This window comes from Streptomyces sp. NBC_00009, from assembly GCF_045040855.1.
Classification (GTDB): domain Bacteria; phylum Actinomycetota; class Actinomycetes; order Streptomycetales; family Streptomycetaceae; genus Streptomyces; species Streptomyces aureus.
Map to the genome: position 1 here is coordinate 5,080,299 of NZ_CP108312.1, position 17,701 is coordinate 5,097,999.

General features: G+C 70.1%; 14 protein-coding genes. 8 read left to right on the top strand and 6 right to left on the bottom strand.

Annotated elements, in window-relative coordinates; genetic code table 11:
• Nucleotides 1–44: 44 nt before the first annotated feature.
• Nucleotides 45–1,043, top strand: a complete 999-nt coding sequence (locus OHA58_RS22960; protein ID WP_405481026.1) for a cation diffusion facilitator family transporter — start codon at nucleotides 45–47, stop codon at nucleotides 1,041–1,043.
• Here OHA58_RS22960 and OHA58_RS22965 read toward each other — a convergent pair.
• Nucleotides 1,027–1,824, bottom strand: coding sequence for a phosphatase (locus OHA58_RS22965; protein ID WP_405481028.1), 798 nt, complete (start codon nucleotides 1,822–1,824; stop codon nucleotides 1,027–1,029). The genes OHA58_RS22960 and OHA58_RS22965 overlap by 17 nt on opposite strands.
• Before the next feature lie 62 nt (nucleotides 1,825–1,886).
• On the bottom strand, nucleotides 1,887–3,395 hold the full coding sequence (locus OHA58_RS22970) for a PucR family transcriptional regulator ligand-binding domain-containing protein (RefSeq protein WP_405481029.1): 1,509 nt from the start codon (nucleotides 3,393–3,395) through the stop codon (nucleotides 1,887–1,889).
• A 178-nt stretch (nucleotides 3,396–3,573) separates the two neighbouring features.
• On the opposite strand from OHA58_RS22970, the gene OHA58_RS22975 reads away from it, so the two are divergent.
• From OHA58_RS22975 to OHA58_RS22985, 3 genes are all read left to right on the top strand, one after another.
• On the top strand, nucleotides 3,574–5,064 hold the full coding sequence (locus OHA58_RS22975; RefSeq protein WP_405481030.1) for a sodium:solute symporter: 1,491 nt from the start codon (nucleotides 3,574–3,576) through the stop codon (nucleotides 5,062–5,064).
• Between the two features lie 72 nt (nucleotides 5,065–5,136).
• Nucleotides 5,137–6,108 carry an agmatinase gene (speB, locus tag OHA58_RS22980; RefSeq protein WP_405481032.1) on the top strand — a complete coding sequence of 324 codons (972 nt, stop codon included), beginning with the start codon at nucleotides 5,137–5,139 and terminating at the stop codon, nucleotides 6,106–6,108.
• A gap of 102 nt (nucleotides 6,109–6,210) precedes the next feature.
• Nucleotides 6,211–7,884: a thiamine pyrophosphate-binding protein gene (locus OHA58_RS22985; protein ID WP_405481034.1), complete on the top strand. Its 1,674-nt coding sequence runs from the start codon at nucleotides 6,211–6,213 to the stop codon at nucleotides 7,882–7,884.
• A gap of 76 nt (nucleotides 7,885–7,960) precedes the next feature.
• Here the strand turns inward: OHA58_RS22985 and OHA58_RS22990 are convergent, their stop codons facing one another.
• On the bottom strand, nucleotides 7,961–9,310 hold the full coding sequence (locus OHA58_RS22990; RefSeq protein ID WP_405481036.1) for a tetratricopeptide repeat protein: 1,350 nt from the start codon (nucleotides 9,308–9,310) through the stop codon (nucleotides 7,961–7,963).
• Between the two features lie 340 nt (nucleotides 9,311–9,650).
• On the opposite strand from OHA58_RS22990, the gene OHA58_RS22995 reads away from it, so the two are divergent.
• Together OHA58_RS22995 and OHA58_RS23000 are read left to right on the top strand one after the other, a co-directional pair.
• Nucleotides 9,651–9,842, top strand: a complete 192-nt coding sequence (locus OHA58_RS22995) for a hypothetical protein (RefSeq protein ID WP_405481037.1) — start codon at nucleotides 9,651–9,653, stop codon at nucleotides 9,840–9,842.
• A complete protein-coding gene (locus tag OHA58_RS23000; RefSeq protein ID WP_405481038.1) occupies nucleotides 9,839–10,237 on the top strand; it encodes a hypothetical protein in 399 nt (132 codons plus the stop codon). Before OHA58_RS22995 ends, OHA58_RS23000 begins: the two co-directional genes overlap by 4 nt.
• An 80-nt stretch (nucleotides 10,238–10,317) precedes the next feature.
• On the opposite strand, the gene OHA58_RS23005 is transcribed toward OHA58_RS23000, so the two are convergent.
• Genes OHA58_RS23005 through OHA58_RS23015 form a run of 3 tightly spaced genes read right to left on the bottom strand, consistent with a single transcriptional unit; the run spans nucleotide 10,318 to nucleotide 12,537 of the window.
• The gene (locus OHA58_RS23005; RefSeq protein WP_405481039.1) at nucleotides 10,318–10,794 is read right to left on the bottom strand and encodes a hypothetical protein; all 477 of its coding nucleotides are present in this window, start codon (nucleotides 10,792–10,794) and stop codon (nucleotides 10,318–10,320) included.
• On the bottom strand, nucleotides 10,791–11,942 hold the full coding sequence (locus OHA58_RS23010) for a hypothetical protein (protein ID WP_405481041.1): 1,152 nt from the start codon (nucleotides 11,940–11,942) through the stop codon (nucleotides 10,791–10,793). The genes OHA58_RS23005 and OHA58_RS23010 overlap by 4 nt, the downstream gene beginning before the upstream one ends.
• A gap of 1 nt (nucleotide 11,943) precedes the next feature.
• On the bottom strand, nucleotides 11,944–12,537 hold the full coding sequence (locus tag OHA58_RS23015) for a type VII secretion target (protein ID WP_405481042.1): 594 nt from the start codon (nucleotides 12,535–12,537) through the stop codon (nucleotides 11,944–11,946).
• Between the two features lie 246 nt (nucleotides 12,538–12,783).
• On the opposite strand from OHA58_RS23015, the gene OHA58_RS23020 reads away from it, so the two are divergent.
• Together OHA58_RS23020 and OHA58_RS23025 are read left to right on the top strand one after the other, a co-directional pair.
• Nucleotides 12,784–13,710, top strand: a complete 927-nt coding sequence (locus OHA58_RS23020; protein ID WP_405481044.1) for a serine hydrolase — start codon at nucleotides 12,784–12,786, stop codon at nucleotides 13,708–13,710.
• A gap of 134 nt (nucleotides 13,711–13,844) precedes the next feature.
• The gene (locus OHA58_RS23025; protein WP_405481046.1) at nucleotides 13,845–17,585 is read left to right on the top strand and encodes an ABC transporter ATP-binding protein; all 3,741 of its coding nucleotides are present in this window, start codon (nucleotides 13,845–13,847) and stop codon (nucleotides 17,583–17,585) included.
• The last annotated feature ends 116 nt before the right edge of the window (nucleotides 17,586–17,701 follow it).

The following is a 17,701-nucleotide window of genomic DNA, read 5'->3' on the forward strand; positions in this document are numbered from 1 at the left end:
CGCGTGGTTCGCGGCGCGTGGCGATCGGACATACCGTCACCTGCATGGGCACGAGCGCTGAGCAGAGTGGGACGGCCGGGGACGCGGGGGAGGACGGCGGGGGCGAGAGCGTCACCACCGTCCTCGTGGCGGCCGCCGCCAATCTCGGGATCGCCCTCGCCAAGGCCGTCGCCGGAATCATCAGCGGGTCGAGCGCCATGCTCTCGGAGGCCGCCCACTCGGTCGCCGACACGGTCACCGAGGTGCTGCTGCTCACCGCGCTGAAGCGCAGCGAGAAGCCCGCGGACGAGGAACACCCCCTCGGCTACGGGCCCGAGCGCTACATCTGGGCCATGCTCGCCGCCGTCGCCACGTTCGTCGGCGGCGCCGTCTTCTCGATCTACGACGGCATCCACACCCTGATCGCCGGCGAGGAGCTCGGCAACCCGCTCATCTCGTACATCGTCCTCGCCCTCGCCTTCCTCCTGGAGGGCTTCTCACTGCGTACGGGGATCAAGCAGGCCCGGGGCGAGGCCGAGCGCATCGGGGCGCCCGTGGGCCGGTATCTGCAGCGCACCCCCGACACGGCTGTCAAAGCCGTCGTCATGGAGGACTCGGCCGCCCTCGTCGGTCTGCTCCTCGCCGCGGGCGGCCTGCTCGGCGGTCAGCTCACCGGCTCCGGCGTCTGGGACGCCATCGCCTCCCTGTGCATCGGCGCGCTGCTCCTGTACGTCGCCTGGGTCCTCGGACGGTCCAACGCCGAACTCCTCATCGGGCGCCCGCTGCCCAAGCCGGTCCGCCTGGAGATCCGCAAAATCCTCGCAGGCGTCGAGCACATCGAGGCCGTACTCGAACTGACCACCCTCGTCCAGGGGCCGCGCGAGGCGCTCGTCGCGGCGAAGGTCGACCTGCGCGACACCTCCACCGCCGCGCAGATCGAGTGGGCCTGCGAGGAGGCGGCCCGCCGGCTGCGCGAGCGGTTCCCGAACGTGACCCGGGTCTACCTCGACCCGACGCCCGGCTTCGCGCAGCGGCGCGAGGAGGGGCTCAACCCGTGGGGCTGAGGCCCGCCGCGTCGAGGAGATAGGCCGTCATCGGGTCGTAGTGGCGCGGGCTCGTGACGTGGTCGTCGAGCGGCACCGTCACCTGAAGGGTGCCCTCCGCCTCGCCGATGAACAGCGCCGGGTCGTTGCAGTCCGCGTACCCGACGGAGTCGATGCCCCGCTGCCCCGCGCAGCCCGCCCAGCCGTGGTCGGCGACGACCAGGTCCGGCAGCGGGCGCCCCTCGCGCTCCAGGCCGTCCAGGATCCGCGCCATGGGGTCCGGGGAATGCGTGTGCCAAAGGGTCGCGCCGCGCTCCAGCACCGCCACGTCCGCGAACTGGAAGACCATGCCCTCGTCCGTCGACAGGCCCTCGGGGATCACGACGATCTCGCAGCCCGCCGCGCGCAGCGCCGCGGCCGTCGCGCGGTGCACGTCGAGGAGGCCGCCCGGGTGGCCCGTCGCGAACAGGACGCGCTCCTTGCCGGCTGCCGCCTTGCGCAGCCGGGCGCCCATCCGGTCCAGGGCGTCGACCGTGAGCTGCGGGTCGATGGTGTCCTGGCCGAAGCGGTACTCGGGGTCGTCGTTCACGCCGCAACGCTCCGCCATCACCGCGAGGACGTCCTGCTCGTCGGTCCAGCGGTCGCCGAGCTCCAGGCCGAACCAGTAGTGGCGGTCGCCGTTCGCGAGCCTGCGGTAGTGGGAGAGGTTGTTGTCGCGGGGTGTGGCCACGTCGCCCGCGATGCGGGTGCGGATCAGATGGTCGACGAGCGCGGCGCGGCTGGGGATCCCGGGTATCGGCATGCCCCCCATTGTGCCGTCGGGCGCTGTGACGGGCCCCGATGTCCCGGGGGGTGGGACGGGCGTCACTCTGCGTGGCGCAGGGCGAACCACAGCTCCATGCGCACATCGGGGTCGTCCAGGTCGGTGTCCAGGAGTGTGGCGCACTTCGCGATGCGCTGGCGCACGGTGTTGCGGTGGACGGCGAGCGCGGTCGCCGTACGGTCCCAACTCCCGTGCAGGGACAGCCACGTACGCAGTGTCTCGGTCAGCGCGGGCGTGTGCGCGATCGGGGCGAGGAGCGTCCGGGCGTGCGCCGTCGCCTCCCCGGGGTCGAGGAGCGAGGCGAGTCCGCGCGCGTCCGAGTGGTGGTGCACGAGCGGGGCGCGGGTCGCCTTCGCCCGGGTCAGGGCGCGCGAGGCCTGAGCGTCGGCCGCCGCCAGGTCGTCCGTGGGCGCCGCGCCGCTCACCCCCATCACCCAGCCCTCCTGGGCGACGACCTCCTGGTCCGCGGGGAGCAGGGCGCGTACGAGGGAGTCGGTCGCGTCGAGGAGGGGCGTGCCGAGGGAGACGGAGGGAGGGGACGGACGGTCGGGTGCGGCGTGGACCACCCGCCAGGTGCCGTCGCCGAGCAGCGCCGCTACGGCGGCCGGCTCCTCGCCGAGCAGGAGCCGGACCAGGGCCGCCGAGCGCGCCGCCTCGGCCGTCGTCTGGTGTTCGCCCGTGAGCAGGGAGAGCAGGACCACCGCCACCCCCGCGATGGTGTGGTCGCCGGGGTCGCGGTGGCCGACCGCCGTCCCCAGCGCGTAGCCCTGGCCGCCGCCCAGCGCGTACGCAGCCAGCTGCGCGCCGCCCACCGTGTCCGCCGCCGATGTGGGCGCGGGGAAGAGGCGGGTCTCGCCTGGGCGCACGATCCGCATCAGCTGCGCCATCGCCGCGCTCACCTCGGCCGACGGGTCGGGGCCCGCCCGGCCGACCTCCGTGCCGTCCGGCGCGGTGAGCACCGCCCAGCCGCCGGTGCGCTGCGCCAGCTGCCGCAGCACCGCGGGCACCGGGTAGGGGCGCGCCGCCGCCGTGGCGAGGCCCTGCTGCGCCTCGCTGACGCGGCGCAGTTCCGCGTGGCGCGCCTGGGCCATCAGCTGCCACACCGCGCGCGTCACTCCGCTGAACGTGGAGTGCGGCGGCACCTCGAGGAGCGGCAGGCCGTGCCGCTCGCAGGCCTCGACCAGGGAGCGCGGCACCGTGTCGTGCACCGGCGCGACCCCGAAGCCGAGCGCCGCCCCGCCCGCCGCGACGATCCGCGCCACGTAGTCGTCGTAGTACGGGCCTGTTCCCGCGGCCTCCGTCGCGTGCACGCCGGCGGTCAGGAGCAGCTCGCCGCCGAGCAGATACGGGTACGGGTCGGCCATCTCGGACGTGTGCGCCCAGTGGATCACCGTGTCGGGGCCGACGGGCGGGCCCGCGATCTGGCGCAGGCCCAGGTCCTCGCGGGCGAGCAGCGCGGTGAGCGGCACCGGCGGGGTCGGCGGAACGGCCGGTGCGGGAGGCCCCGACGGTGCTGTCGGGCCCCCCGCAGGCCGGGTTGCGTCCGGCATGGTGGATATTTTCTCCATCCAGTCACGGGAGAGTGGATAAAAAGTACACTTCAGCGTTGCTTTCAGGCCACCTAAGGTCGTGCCGACCGCAGGCCTCGGGTACGGGCGGATGTCCCCACGGCCGGTCACCCACCCCCATCTGCACGTCACGCCACCGAGGTGCGCGAAGGAGGGCCCTATGGCCGTCGACTACACAGTGATCGTCGTCTATCTCGCCGGCATGCTGGCCATGGGCTGGTGGGGCATGCGCCGCGCCAAGTCCAAGAGCGAGTTCCTCGTGGCGGGCCGCAGGCTCGGCCCGATGATGTACTCCGGCACCATGGCCGCGATCGTCCTCGGCGGCGCCTCCACCATCGGCGGTGTGGGCCTCGGCTACCAGTACGGCCTGTCCGGCGCGTGGATGGTCTTCACCATCGGCCTCGGCCTGCTCGCGCTGTCCGTGTTCTTCTCGGCGCGCATCGCCCGCCTGAAGGTCTACACCGTCTCCGAGATGCTCGACCTGCGCTACGGCGGCCGGTCCGGGCTCATCTCCGGCATCGTGATGTGGGCGTACACGCTGATGCTCGCCGTCACCTCGACCATCGCCTACGCCACGATCTTCGACGTGCTGTTCGACATGAACCGCACTATCGCGATCATCCTCGGCGGCTCGATCGTCGTCGCGTACTCGACGCTCGGCGGCATGTGGTCCATCACCCTCACCGACATGGTGCAGTTCGTGGTGAAGACCATCGGCGTGCTGCTCCTGCTGCTGCCGATCGCCGTCATCAAGGCCGGCGGCTTCAGCGAGATGAAGGCCAAGCTGCCCACCGAGTACTTCGACCCGCTGGGCATCGGCGGCGAGACGATCTTCACGTACGTGCTGATCTACACGTTCGGCATGCTGATCGGCCAGGACATCTGGCAGCGCGTGTTCACCGCCCGCAGCGACAAGGTCGCCCGCGTCGGCGGCACCGTCGCCGGCACCTACTGCCTGGTCTACGCCGTCGCCGGCGCCGTCATCGGCACCGCCGCGAAGGTCATGTACCCGAAGCTGCCCAGCGCCGACGCCGCGTTCGCGACCATCGTCAAGGACGAGCTCCCCATCGGTGTGCGGGGCCTGGTGCTCGCCGCCGCGCTCGCCGCCGTCATGTCGACCTCGTCCGGCGCGCTGATCGCCTGCGCGACCGTCGCCAACAACGACATCTGGTCGCGGCTGCGGGGCGCCGTCAAGCCCTCCGGCGGCGACAAGGACGAGGCGCACGAGGAGGCGCACGACGAGGTGAAGGGCAACCGCCTCTTCATCCTGATCATGGGCGTCGCGGTGATCTGCATCGCCATCGCGCTCAACAACGTCGTCGAGGCCCTGACCGTCGCCTACAACCTGCTCGTCGCCGGGCTCCTCGTGCCGATCCTCGGCGGCCTGCTGTGGAAGCGCGGCACCGTGGCCGGCGCCCTCGCCGCCGTCTCCGTCGGCGGACTCGCCGTCATCGGCCTGATGTGGGGCTACGGGATCCTCGCCAACGAGCCCGTCTACTACGGCCTCCTGCTCTCCCTCGCCGCCTACGTCATCGTCTCCCTCGCCACCAAGCCGACCGACGCCGCGGTGCTCGCCGCCTGGCGCGAGCGGCTCGCGGGGCGCGGGGCCGAGGCGGAGACGGACGCGGAGCCGGCCACCGTCACCCAGTAAATTCGGAAAGCGCCGCGTAGCCCCGTCAAGGGCTGCGCGGCGCCAAGAAGCGTAGGAAAGAAGGCAATTCGCATGAGCAGCAACGAGACGCCCCGCGGTCCGGTCGACTCCTCCCGCGTCCCGCGGTACGCCGGTCCCGCCACCTTCGCCCGGCTGCCCCGCCTCGACGAGGTGGGCACCGCGGACGTGGCCGTCGTGGGCGTGCCCTTCGACACGGGCGTCTCGTACCGGCCGGGCGCCCGCTTCGGCGGCAACGCGATCCGCGAGGCGTCCCGGCTGCTGCGCCCTTACAACCCGGCGCAGGACGCCTCCCCGTTCGCCCTCGCGCAGGTCGCGGACGCCGGTGACATCGCGGCCAACCCGTTCAACATCAACGAGGCCGTCGAGACGATCGAGGCCGCGGCCGACGACCTCCTCGGCACCGGCGCCCGCATGATGACGCTGGGTGGCGACCACACCATCGCTCTCCCCCTCCTCCGCTCCGTCGCCAAGAAGCACGGCCCGGTCGCGCTGCTCCACTTCGACGCGCACCTCGACACGTGGGACACGTACTTCGGCGCCGAGTACACGCACGGCACCCCGTTCCGCCGGGCCGTCGAGGAGGGCATCCTCGACACCGAGGCACTCTCCCACGTCGGCACGCGCGGCCCGCTGTACGGCAAGCAGGACCTCACCGATGACGAGAAGATGGGCTTCGGCATCGTCACCTCGGCGGACATCTACCGCCGCGGCGCCGACGAGGTCGCCGACCAGCTGCGCCAGCGCATCGGCAACCGTCCCCTCTACATCTCCATCGACATCGACTGCCTCGACCCGGCCCACGCGCCCGGCACCGGCACCCCCGAGGCCGGCGGCATGACCTCGCGCGAGCTCCTGGAGATCCTGCGCGGCCTGTCGTCCTGCAACCTCGTCTCCGCCGACGTCGTCGAGGTCGCCCCGGCCTACGACCACGCGGAGATCACCGCCGTCGCCGCCTCGCACACCGCGTACGAGCTGACGACGATCATGTCCCGCCAGATCGCGCAGAGCCGCGCGGCGAAGTAGTCCCAGTCGGGTTGTGGGCATTCGTTCCGCAGGGCGGGACGGGTGGGCACAACCCGACCACCGGGCCGCACCCGACCGACCACGCCACGCCCCGAGGGACCCATGACCCACGACCACGACCTGGAACTGCTGCCCACCGAGGCGCAGACCGCAGCCGCGCTGAACCCTCCCCCCGGCCGCAACGGCGGCGACCTCGTCGTCGAGACCCTGCACGGCCTCGGCGCGTCCACCGTCTTCGGGCTCCCCGGCCAGCACGCGCTCGGCATGTTCGACGCGCTGCGCCGCTCGGACCTGCGGTACGTCGGCCTGCGCGTGGAGAACAACGCGGGCTTCGCGGCCGACGCCTATGGGCGCGTGACCGGTGAGGTCGCACCCCTCCTGCTCTCCACCGGCCCCGGCGCGCTGATGTCGCTCGCCGCGCTCCAGGAGGCGGCGGCCGCGTCGGCGCCGGTCCTGGCCATCGGCAGCCAGATCCCGGTCGCCGGGCTCGGCGGCGGACGCCACGGCTATCTGCACGAACTCCGGGACCAGCAGGCGTCGTTCCGGGACGTGGTCAAGTCCGTCCACACCGTGCGGACGCAGTCGCAGATCCCCTCCGCGATCGCCGCCGCCTGGGAGTCCGCCCTCACCGCGCCGCACGGCCCGGTCTGGGTGGAGATCCCGCAGGACGTACTCCTGGCCGCCACCACCCTTCCGGTCGTCACGGCGATGGACGCGACCCCGCGCGACCTCGTGCCCCGCCCCGAACTGACCGCTGTGGCAGCCGACTTGCTGTCGCGCGCCGAGCGTCCCGTGATCATCGCGGGCGGCGGCGTCGTACGGTCGGACGCGAGCGGCAAGCTGGTAGCCCTCGCGGAGCGCCTCGACGCCCCCGTCGTCACGACCTTCGGCGGCAAGGGCGCGTTCCCCTGGGAGCACCCGCTCTCGCTCCAGTCGTGGATGGAGGACCGCCACACGACGGACCTCCTGGAAGACGCGGACGTCCTGCTCGTAGTCGGCTCCGGCCTGGGCGAACTCTCCTCGAACTACCACACGTTCGCGCCGCGCGGCCGAGTGATCCAGATCGAGGCGGACGCCGGAAAGCTGGAGTCCAACCACCCGGCGCTCGGCATCCACGCGGACGCGCGCCTGGCGCTCTCGGCGCTCCTGGAGACGGTCGCGGAGCGGCACGACCCTTCGGCTCCCGAGCGGGTCGCGGCCCTTCTCTCCGCGGTCCGCGAACGCCTGGACGGCCAGGACCTGGCCTTCGAGCGCGAGATCCTGGGTTCTGTGAGGGCTGCACTCCCGGCCTCCTCCCCCTCCTTCTGGGACATGACGATCCTCGCCTACTGGGCCTGGTCGGCGTGGCCGGGAGCGCTGCACTCGGCGCAGGGCGCGGGCGGCCTCGGCTACGGCTTCCCGGCCGCGCTCGGCGCCGCCGCGGCCGACCCGTCGAAGCCGGTCCTCGCGGTGTCGGGCGACGGCGGCGCGATGTACTCGATCGCGGAACTGGCCACGGCGAAGCAGTACAACCTGCCGGTGACCTGGCTGATCGTGGACGACGGCGGTTACGGCATCCTGCGCGAGTACATGACGGACGCGTTCGGCGAAGCCACGGCAACGGAACTCTCCCGCCCGGACTTCGTGGCGCTGGCGGAGTCGTTCGGGGTGAGCGGCGTGCGGACGTCCCCCGAGACCCTCCGCGACGACCTGACGAAGGCACTCGCGACGCCGGGTCCCTCGGTCGTGGTGCTGCCGGCGCTGCTGAAGATGTTCGCGCCTACGCATCTGGGCTGAGGCGATCAGCCGATCGGTCGTTCACGCGGCGGCCCCCGGGAGATGTCTTTCCGTGGGCCGTTGGCGTTTGCGGTCCCTAGGCCGCTTTGGCTGCCGCCACATCGCGTGCTCGGAGCGCAAGTTCGCGTACAGGGCGGGCAGTTGGGTGCCGGCGCAGGTCTGCGTGCATCGTGTGGAAGTGATCGTCACCGCGGTTGGACGAGACATGTTCGTACTCGTCCAGGAACCGCGACCAGCTCTCGCAGGCGGCGTCGAGGTGGCCGAGGCGTAGCTGGCGTTGCGCGAGGACCGCGTAGGCGTGCACGCGCCCTTGGTGTTCCTGCTGGGGCTGAAGCCGGATCGACTGCTTGAGAGCCCTGATCGAGCCCTTGAAGTCCTTTTCCTCGTACAGGACATGGGAGACGTGGAAGAGATAGGCGGTCTGGTCGTAGCCGCCGATCGCGTCCCTGCGGTTGTCTGCCTTCGACAGGGCGTCCTCGGCCTCCTTGAGCCGGGCGTGGGCTTCGTGCCTGAATCCGACCATGGACGCGGAGTGGGCTTGCTGACCGCGCAGGAATGCCACGAGACGCGGGCCCGCCGTGGGTGCTGCTTCCGCTGCGGAGTCCGCGAGCTCCAGAGCCTTTGGCCCGTGTCCCCGGTTGGATGCCTGGAGGGACATGCCGCGCAGGGTCCTGGAGTAGGTGATGTGGTCCTCCGCCTCACGGGCCAGGCCGAGGGCTTGGACGTAGTAGCGCTGTCCGAGGCCGTGGGCCTTCTCGTACATCGCCATCCATCCGGTCAGGTACGTGAGATCGGATGCGGCTGCCAGCATTTCTCTGCGGACCGATTCCGTGGACTGCGCCTGTAGCCAGGGGCCGACGGTGTTGACGAGAAACGCGGATGCCATGGGCAACGCGTGCCCGGCTCCGAGTTCGTCGAGGATGTCCGCGATCCGTTCGGTCATGGTGCGAATCGACTGCACCTGTGAAGAGCCGATGCGAACGGTCTTCTTGCCAGGGGTGACTTCTTCGTCTGCTGCCCGCGCGGGTAGGGCGAACGCGGACACGGAAAGAGCAGCGGAGAAGACTGTGGCAGCCAGCATGCTGCGGCGGGACGGATCCATGGTTGCCCTTCCGAGATCGATCAACTCCTCGACAGTGTTGTCCTGTTGAGACCTCGTGAGGGACGGTGCGGGCTCCAAGCCCGCCTCCGCGTGTGTGACCGGCCGTCCGAGCCGCGCGGAAAGAGCTTCGACGACCAGCGCCCTGACCTGTGATTTTGGCTGGACTCCTGCGATCCAGTGCGCGACTGCGGTGCGGTCGTACGTCAGGTCGAGTCCTGCCTGGGGGCCAAGGCGGTTCACCTGCTGTGCGAGCTGGGTCCTGGTCCATCTCGCCTGGTCAAGCAGGTTGTGCAGGGCGGGATTGGGAGTGCGCTTCCGTGCCATGTCCTCAACTCCTGGCAGATTCCGCGGCATTCAACGACGGCGTTCACGGTGTTCACGGTCCCACCGTCTCCCAACGGTACCTGCGGAGGGTGTCGGAGCGGTTACCTCTTGCACAGGCGCCGAGCGATCTCGGCCGAAACGGAAGACCCCCGCGACCGCTGGAGACGGCCCGGGGGCATGGCCCTCAACTAACCAGGAGTTGAAGACGTGTTGCACGATATCGCCCGCCTCGTGGAGCCGATGCTGCGGTTACTCGTCCCTGCCTCGGGGCGGCACCGGCAGGACGCCGGAGAGCCGCTCAGCCCCGAACCCGCAGTCCCCTCCCCGCCCCTCCCCGCACATGGCCCCGCTCCGCGGCGAGGACTCCCGACTCGTCCGCCCGTACCTCCTCGCCCACGAGCGACGCGACCTCGCTCACGAACAACACGAGCAGGCGAAGCGCCAACGCTCCCGCCGCCGCGCCCTATGGCTCGCCGTGCACGGCGTAGACATCGGCACGCGCCGCATCCACGGTGTCGAGGTGGTCGCGTGATCTACCAGAGCCACGACGCCACAGCCGTTACCGTGACCCGCCTCCTGCCCTGGCCCAACCTGGACGGGAACCCCTGCTACCTCATCGGTGACGGCGCCGCCAACAGTCATAGCCACCTCTCCCGCGTAGCCGACAACGTCGAGTCTGTTCAGCTCGACATGGCCGAAGAACTCCTCGACCATGCTGCCGATCTCCTCGGCGAAGGCGAAGGCGAAGGCGAAGGCGAAGGGGGAGGCAAGACCACCGCGCCCCAACTCCACTTTCTGGCATCTCGATTGGCCGAGTCGCTGCGCGACGTGCACCGCATCGCGCTGAGCCGGGGTGAGCGACTCCCCGCTCCCGACCACGGTGACTACGCCTGTGAGGCGGATGACGGCGTCAGTGCGGCGGACTGATCCGTTCCGCCGGATATGACTGTGGCCGGTGCGCGTATGAGGTATGCCGAAGCATCACGCGGTTCGGTCGCAGGCATGCGCTATCCGCGCTCCAACCGGAAGGCCGGGCACGTGTCCGGGTCGGCCTCGTCGTAGAGGGCAGTACGTTTCGAGTCGACACCGATTGAAAGGAGGTCGACCGTGTTGACAGTGGTGAGCGCATCCGGCTCGTCGAAGGAGAGTCGGACCATCGGGTACTTACCGGAGTCGGCTGTCTTGTCGACCTGCCAGGTGCCCGAGCCGTCGAACGTCTGGTCCTTGCCGTACCTCGGGAAGTCGCTGCTTGGCCATTTGCGCACCGTCATAGTGCCGCCGAACTGGCCAGGAGTCGTCTTGAGGGTGATCGTGGTTCTGTCAGCGTCGCCCGAACCCCGGTAACTGCCCTCAAGATCGGCCGAGCTGACCTCCGCGGACTTTCGCGGCACGCACCGCTCGAACGTATCCGACGAGCAGCCCACGAACAGCCCGCCGGCAAGCGCGGCCAGTGCGATCCCAGCACAGAGAAGTTTCTTGTTCACTGGGACCCCTTGTGCGACTGGGCCGGGATGCGCTCGGTCCAAACGATCTTCTGGTCGACGGAGGAGAACGGTCCCGACTCGCGGTTCGTCTTTTCCAGCCAGTCGTAGTAGCCGACGTAGTGCAAGAACGATGCGTTGCTCGTCGAGTTGTCGAGTGTGTACTCGACGACAAGTGAGCCGTCCGGATCTTCGCCCTTGACGTCGTAGCCGAGGGAGTACGAGCCGACGAACGCCTCCCCCAAGTGGTCCTTGTCGCCGGTGACGATGGCGGGAATATCCGTGGTGACGAGTTTCTTGAACGCGCCGAGCTTGCCGCTCTCGGAGATCGAATAGTGCACAGCTCCGGAGTCGTTTCCGTCCGTTCGCCACTTGTGCAACGTGTCGAGGCGCAGTTGCTTCATGCTCTCACTGGAGCGGATCAGCTCCGTCATCTTGTCGCCCGCTGCGAATTCCTTGTCGCGCGATCCCTCGCCTGTGACCCAGTTCCCGCCGAGTGAGTATGGGGAGTCGCCCTGCGTCAGCGGGTAGGGGTCCTTGCCCTGCATGGCTCGACCGAGCGCGTTGTACTCGTCCTCACCGATCTTGTCCGTGGTGTCGATATTCGTGTGCTTCGGCTTGTCGTTGAACCACTCACCGAGTCCCACGTCGGACATGAGGCTGAAGGTAAGATTGCGGTCAGCGGCTACGGCACGCCCGCAGAGGTGTGCAATCTCCCGTTGGGCCGCCTTGATCGCCCGCTCGTCCTCCGAGCCCTTTTCGATTGGCTTACATATCCCGTCGATGATGTCGGGCGAGACATCGCCATTCCCGTCGACGTACATCCCCTTGCCCGTGGCGTGCTTCACCGCCGCCGCCAGATCGCGGCGTACGGCCTTCACCTCACCGACGGCGTCCTCGACGACTCCGCGCATGGCCTCGACGACCTTGTCCGCCGCATCGATCTGCCGCTGCATGTCGTCAATCATCCGCCAGGCGTACGGGGCCGCAGCGCCCTCCCAGTACCCCTTGTTGCGCAGCGGGACGAGGACCTCGCCATGGACACGTTGCGGAAGACCCTTGATGTCCTTGTGCAGGGTGCTGAGCTGGTCGGCGAGGCTGTCCAGACCCGTGATGTCCGCGTCCATGAACTCGCGGTAGAACGCGGGCATTTCAGAGACCGTCCAGACTCGACTTGGGGCGGCGCACCTGGTTCAGATCATCCCGAACAGCGCCATCCGTCTTGTGGTAGCTGTCAGCGCTGCCCCGAAGGCTTGCTGCGATGTGCGCCAGCCAGCCCGTGACCGTACCGGCCTGCTTCTCCCAGTTCTTGTGAGCAAGCGTTATGCCGAGCTTCGAGTCCCAGCCCGACAGTCCTTTCGCCGCTGTGAGTGCCGGCCCTTCGAGTGACGCCGCCGCCTTGTAGAAGGCTTCGTGGACCTCGTCCGTGTGGTGTGCCGCCTTGCGCAGGATGGACGGCGCGATCCGCAGCCGATCCTTGCCGTTCGGGTCAGGGGTGCCCTTCGGCGGCAGCAGAGGGGATGGTCGGGGCAGGAGTGGGTCACCCGTCGGCAGCGGCTGGATTTCCAGCGGGTCCCTATAGCTGTCAGCGGGCGGCGCAGTGGCCAGCCCTGCCGTCGCGGGACTGTGGTGCTTGGCTGCCTCGTCCGGCGATATAGGAAGCTGCGTCTGGGACGGTTCGGGAAGCTTGTCGTCCCCTTCCACCGTGTTCCCTGACGTGCCGTTGCCCGTTTTGCTGTCGCTCATGCGATGCAACCCCCCGTACCTCTATCTTCGCGAGCGACTTTAACGGAAGCGAATCAGGCACCATCAAACGACCTCTCATCAGTCCAGATCGAGGGGACTTCACGGACGTATTGGTCGAAGGGCATCGGAACAGCCGAGCCTGGTCTCGTGAACGCGTCTCGTACAACCCTTCGACCCCACCCAAGAGTCATGTGAGGCGAGTGCGCTCGATCGAGGCGTGCTCGTTTCGTTCCAGGGGGGACCCACATGACTCACCGAATATCCCTGCGCACCCGTGTGCTCCCGGCGGTCCTCGCGACCGCCGGAGTCCTCGTGCCGCTCGTCGCAGGTGCCGCGCCCGCCGCCGCGGCGACGACCCCGCAGGCCAGCTGCACCTCCGGCAAGGCAGGCCTCGCCGCCAAGCTGCAGAAGGACATCACCGCCGCCCTTGCCGGCCGTAAGGGGACCGTCGCCGTCGGGCTCTACGACCGGACCACGAACACCACGTGCTCGCTTCGGGCCACGTCCTCGTACGACTCCGCCAGTGTCGTGAAGGTGACCGTTCTCGCCACGCTGCTCTGGGATGCCAAGAAGACCAACCGGTATCTGACGACGCGCGAGGCGAACCTCGCCACCGCCATGATCACCAAGTCGGACAACGCGGCCACCACATCGCTGTGGAAGCAGCTCGGCACCACCAAGGTGAAGGGCTTCCTGAAGGCCGCCGGGATGACGCGGACCGTGCCGGGGTCCGGTGGCTACTGGGGGCTGACCCAGATCAACGTCCAGGACGAGCAGAAGCTGCTCTCGCTGGTCACCGCCAAGAACTCCGTCCTCAGTGACAACTCCCGCGCCTACATCCTCAAGCTCATGGGGAAGGTCGTCTCGTCGCAGCGGTGGGGTACCCCGGCCGGCGCGCCCTCGTCCGTCGCCGTGCACGTCAAGAACGGCTGGCTGGAGCGCTCCACGCACGGCTGGCGCGTGCACAGCATCGGCGCGTTCCAGGGCGGCGGCCACGACTACACGATCTCGGTCCTCACGCACGGGAACAGCACGATGAGTTACGGCGTGAACACGATCCAGGGCGTGGCCAAGGTGATCCACAAGGATCTGACGCCGACCGCCCCTGCTGCGTCCCGCTACACGCCGACCACCACCCCCAAGGAGGCGTTCGTCGCCGTGCCCGGGAACTGACGGAACCGGGACCTGAGGACCAGGGCGGCTCGGACCTTGGTCCCGGTCTGCTCCCCGTTTTGTTGCGGCGGGATGAAATCCGCCGGTCTCCGCGTTGGCCCTCTGGGCAGGTCAGGACAACAGGAGGCGGACACGTGGCGGAGCAACGGGGCTGGGGTCGGCGTCTCGCCGGGTACGCGTGGCGGTACCCGAAGGACGTCGTGCTCGCGCTCGGCGCGTCCCTGGGCGGCATGGCCGTCATGGCGCTGGTGCCGCTGATCACCAAGGTGATCATCGATGACGTGGTCCAGGACCACACCCGCTCCATGGGCCCGTGGGCGGGCGCCCTGATCGGCGCCGCCCTCGTCGTCTACGTCTTCACCTACATCCGCCGCTACTACGGCGGCCGCCTCGCGCTCGACGTCCAGCACGACCTGCGCAACGAGATGTACGGGACGATCACCCGGCTCGACGGCCGGCGCCAGGACGAGCTGTCCACCGGCCAGGTCGTCGGCCGGGCGACCAGCGACCTCCAGCTCATCCAGGGCCTGCTCTTCATGCTGCCGATGACCATCGGCAACGTCCTGCTCTTCGTGATCTCCCTCGTGATCATGGCGTGGCTGTCCCTGCCGCTCACCCTCGTCGCGCTCGCCGTCGCCCCCGCCCTCTGGTTCATCGCCAAGCGCAGCCGCTCCAAGCTCCACCCCGCCACCTGGTACGCGCAGGCGCAGGCCGCCGCCGTCGCCGGTGTCGTGGACGGGGCCGTCTCCGGCGTGCGCGTCGTGAAGGGCTTCGGGCAGGAGGACCAGGAGACCGGGAAGCTCAGGGAGGTCGGGCGGCGGCTGTTCGCCGGCCGCCTGCGCACCATCCGCCTGAACTCCAAGTTCACCCCCGCACTCCAGGCCGTGCCGGCCCTCGGCCAGGTCGCGATGCTCGCGCTCGGGGGCTGGCTCGCGGTCCGCGGCCAGATCACGCTCGGCACGTTCGTCGCGTTCTCCAGCTACCTCGCCCAGCTCGTCGGCCCCGTCCGCATGCTCGCCATGGTCCTGACCGTCGGCCAGCAGGCCCGCGCCGGCGTCGAACGCGTCCTCGAACTGATCGACACGGAGCCGTCCATCGAGGACGGCAAGAAGGAACTGCCCGCCGACGCCCCCGCGACCGTCGAGTTCGACGCCGTGTCGTTCTCGTACGAGGGCACCGACCGCGCCGTACTCGACGGACTGTCCTTCGAGATCCCGGCCGGCCAGACCCTCGCCGTCGTCGGCTCCTCCGGCTCCGGCAAGTCCACCGTCTCGCTGCTCCTGCCGCGCTTCTACGACGTCACGCACGGCGCCGTCCTCGTGGGCGGCCACGACGTGCGCGAACTGACCCTCGACTCGCTGCGGGCCGCGATCGGGCTCGTGCCCGAGGACTCCTTCCTCTTCTCGGACACCATCCGCGCGAACATCGCGTACGGCGCCCCCGGCGCGAGCGACGAGCAGATCGAGACCGCGGCCCGCGCCGCCCAGGCCGACCGCTTCATCGCCGAGCTCCCCGAGGGCTACGACACGACCGTCGGCGAGCACGGCCTCACACTCTCCGGCGGCCAGCGCCAGCGCATCGCGCTCGCCCGCGCGATCCTCACCGACCCCCGCCTCCTCGTCCTCGACGACGCCACGTCCGCCGTCGACGCGCGCGTGGAACACGAGATCCACGAGGCGCTGCGCGGCGTCATGGCCGGCCGCACCACCCTCCTCATCGCCCACCGCCGCTCCACCCTCGGCCTCGCCGACCGCATCGCCGTCCTGGACGGCGGGCGCCTCGCCGCGATCGGCACCCACGAGGAGCTGGAGGCCGGATCGGCCCTCTACCGGCGCCTGCTCACCGACCCCGACGAGCTCGGCGGGGTCTCGCCGGGCCACATCGCGCCCGCGCTCCCCGACGAGGACACCTCCGTACGCGACGAGCTGGACGCCGAGTTCGACGCCGAGCGAGGCATCACCCCCACCCTGTGGACGGGTGATCGCGAGGCGAAGAACGCCAAGGATCCGGCGCTCGCCGGGATGCCTGCGACGCCCGAACTGCTCGCGCAGGTCGACGCCCTGCCCGCCGCGACCGACGTCCCGGACATCGACGAGGCGCGCGCGGTCACGGCCGAGGAGTCGTACGGGCTGCGCCGCCTGCTGCGCGGATTCGGCGCGCCCCTGCTGATCAGCCTCGTGCTCGTCGCCCTCGACGCCGGCATGGGCCTGCTGCTCCCCGTGCTGATCCGGCACGGCATCGACGAGGGCGTCTCGCAGCTCGCGCTCGGCGCCGTGTGGGCGGCCGCCGGGCTCGGCCTGGTCACCGTCCTCGTCCAGTGGTGCGCGCAGATCGGCGAGACCCGCATGACGGGACGCACCGGCGAGCGGGTCCTCTACTCGCTGCGCCTGAAGATCTTCTCCCAGCTCCAGCGGCTCGGCCTCGACTACTACGAGCGGGAGCTGACCGGGCGCATCATGACCCGGATGACGACCGACGTGGACGCCCTGTCGACGTTCCTCCAGACGGGCCTGGTCACCGCCTTCGTCTCCGTCGTCACGTTCTTCGGCATCATGGGCGCGCTCCTCGTCATCGACGTCCAGCTCGCCCTGGTCGTCTTCGTGACGCTGCCGCCGCTGATCGTCGGCACGTTCTTCTTCCGCCGCTCCAGCGTCAAGGCGTACGAACTCGCCCGTGAGCGCGTCTCGGTGGTCAACGCCGACCTCCAGGAGTCCGTCGCCGGGCTGCGGATCGTGCAGGCGTTCCGGCGTGAGCGCTCGGGTGCCGAGCGGTTCGCCGAGCGCAGCGGCGCCTACCGCAGCGCCCGTATCCGCGGCCAGTGGCTGATCTCGGTGTACTTCCCGTTCGTGCAGTTCCTGTCGTCCGTCGCCGCGGCCGCGGTCCTGATGGTGGGCGCGGGCCGCGTCGAGGCGGGCACCCTGACGACCGGCGCGCTCGTCGCGTACCTCCTCTACATCGACCTGTTCTTCGCACCCGTGCAGCAGCTCTCCCAGGTCTTCGACGGCTACCAGCAGGCCACCGTCTCGCTCGGCCGCATCCAGGAGCTGCTCCAGGAGCCGACGTCCACGAAGGACGCCGAGGAACCCCTCGACGTCCTCTCCCTGCGCGGCGAGATCGCCTTCGAGGATGTGGACTTCGCGTACGGGGCCGCGGACGAACAGGAGGCGGCGCTCAGCGACGTGGCCCTGCGCATCCCCGCCGGGCAGACCGTCGCCTTCGTCGGCGAGACCGGCGCGGGCAAGTCGACCCTCGTCAAGCTCGTCGCCCGCTTCTACGACCCGACGGCGGGCCGCGTCACCGTCGACGGCACCGACCTGCGCGCCCTCGACCTGACGAGCTACCGCCACCGCCTCGGCGTCGTACCGCAGGAGGCGTACCTCTTCCAGGGCACCGTGCGCGACGCCATCGCCTACGGCCGCCCCGACGCGACCGACGCCCAGGTGGAGGCGGCGGCCCGCGCGGTCGGCGCGCACGAGATGATCGCCACCCTTGAGGGCGGCTACCTCCACGAGGTCGCCGAGCGCGGCCGCAACCTGTCGGCCGGGCAGCGGCAGTTGATCGCCCTGGCCCGCGCCGAGCTCGTCGACCCCGACATCCTGCTGCTCGACGAGGCGACCGCCGCGCTCGACCTCGCCACGGAGGCCCAGGTCAACCAGGCCACGGACCGGATAGCGGGCAAGCGCACGACCCTCGTCGTCGCGCACCGCCTCACCACCGCGGCCCGCGCCGACCGGGTCGTGGTGATGGCCGACGGGCGCGTCGCGGAGGACGGCACGCACGCCGAGCTCCTCGCGCTCGGCGGGCAGTACGCCGAGCTGTGGCGGACCTTCGCCGGCGAGCCCGAGCCCGAGGCGGAGATCAGCTCTTCGCTGTGACAGCGGGATCAGCGCAGCCACCGGGGCGGGATCAGCGCAACCACCGGCCCTGTGTGTCGCGTCCGTTCATCAGTACGCTGTGGCACACGTGACTGGAGGGGCGACGGTGGGTGGAG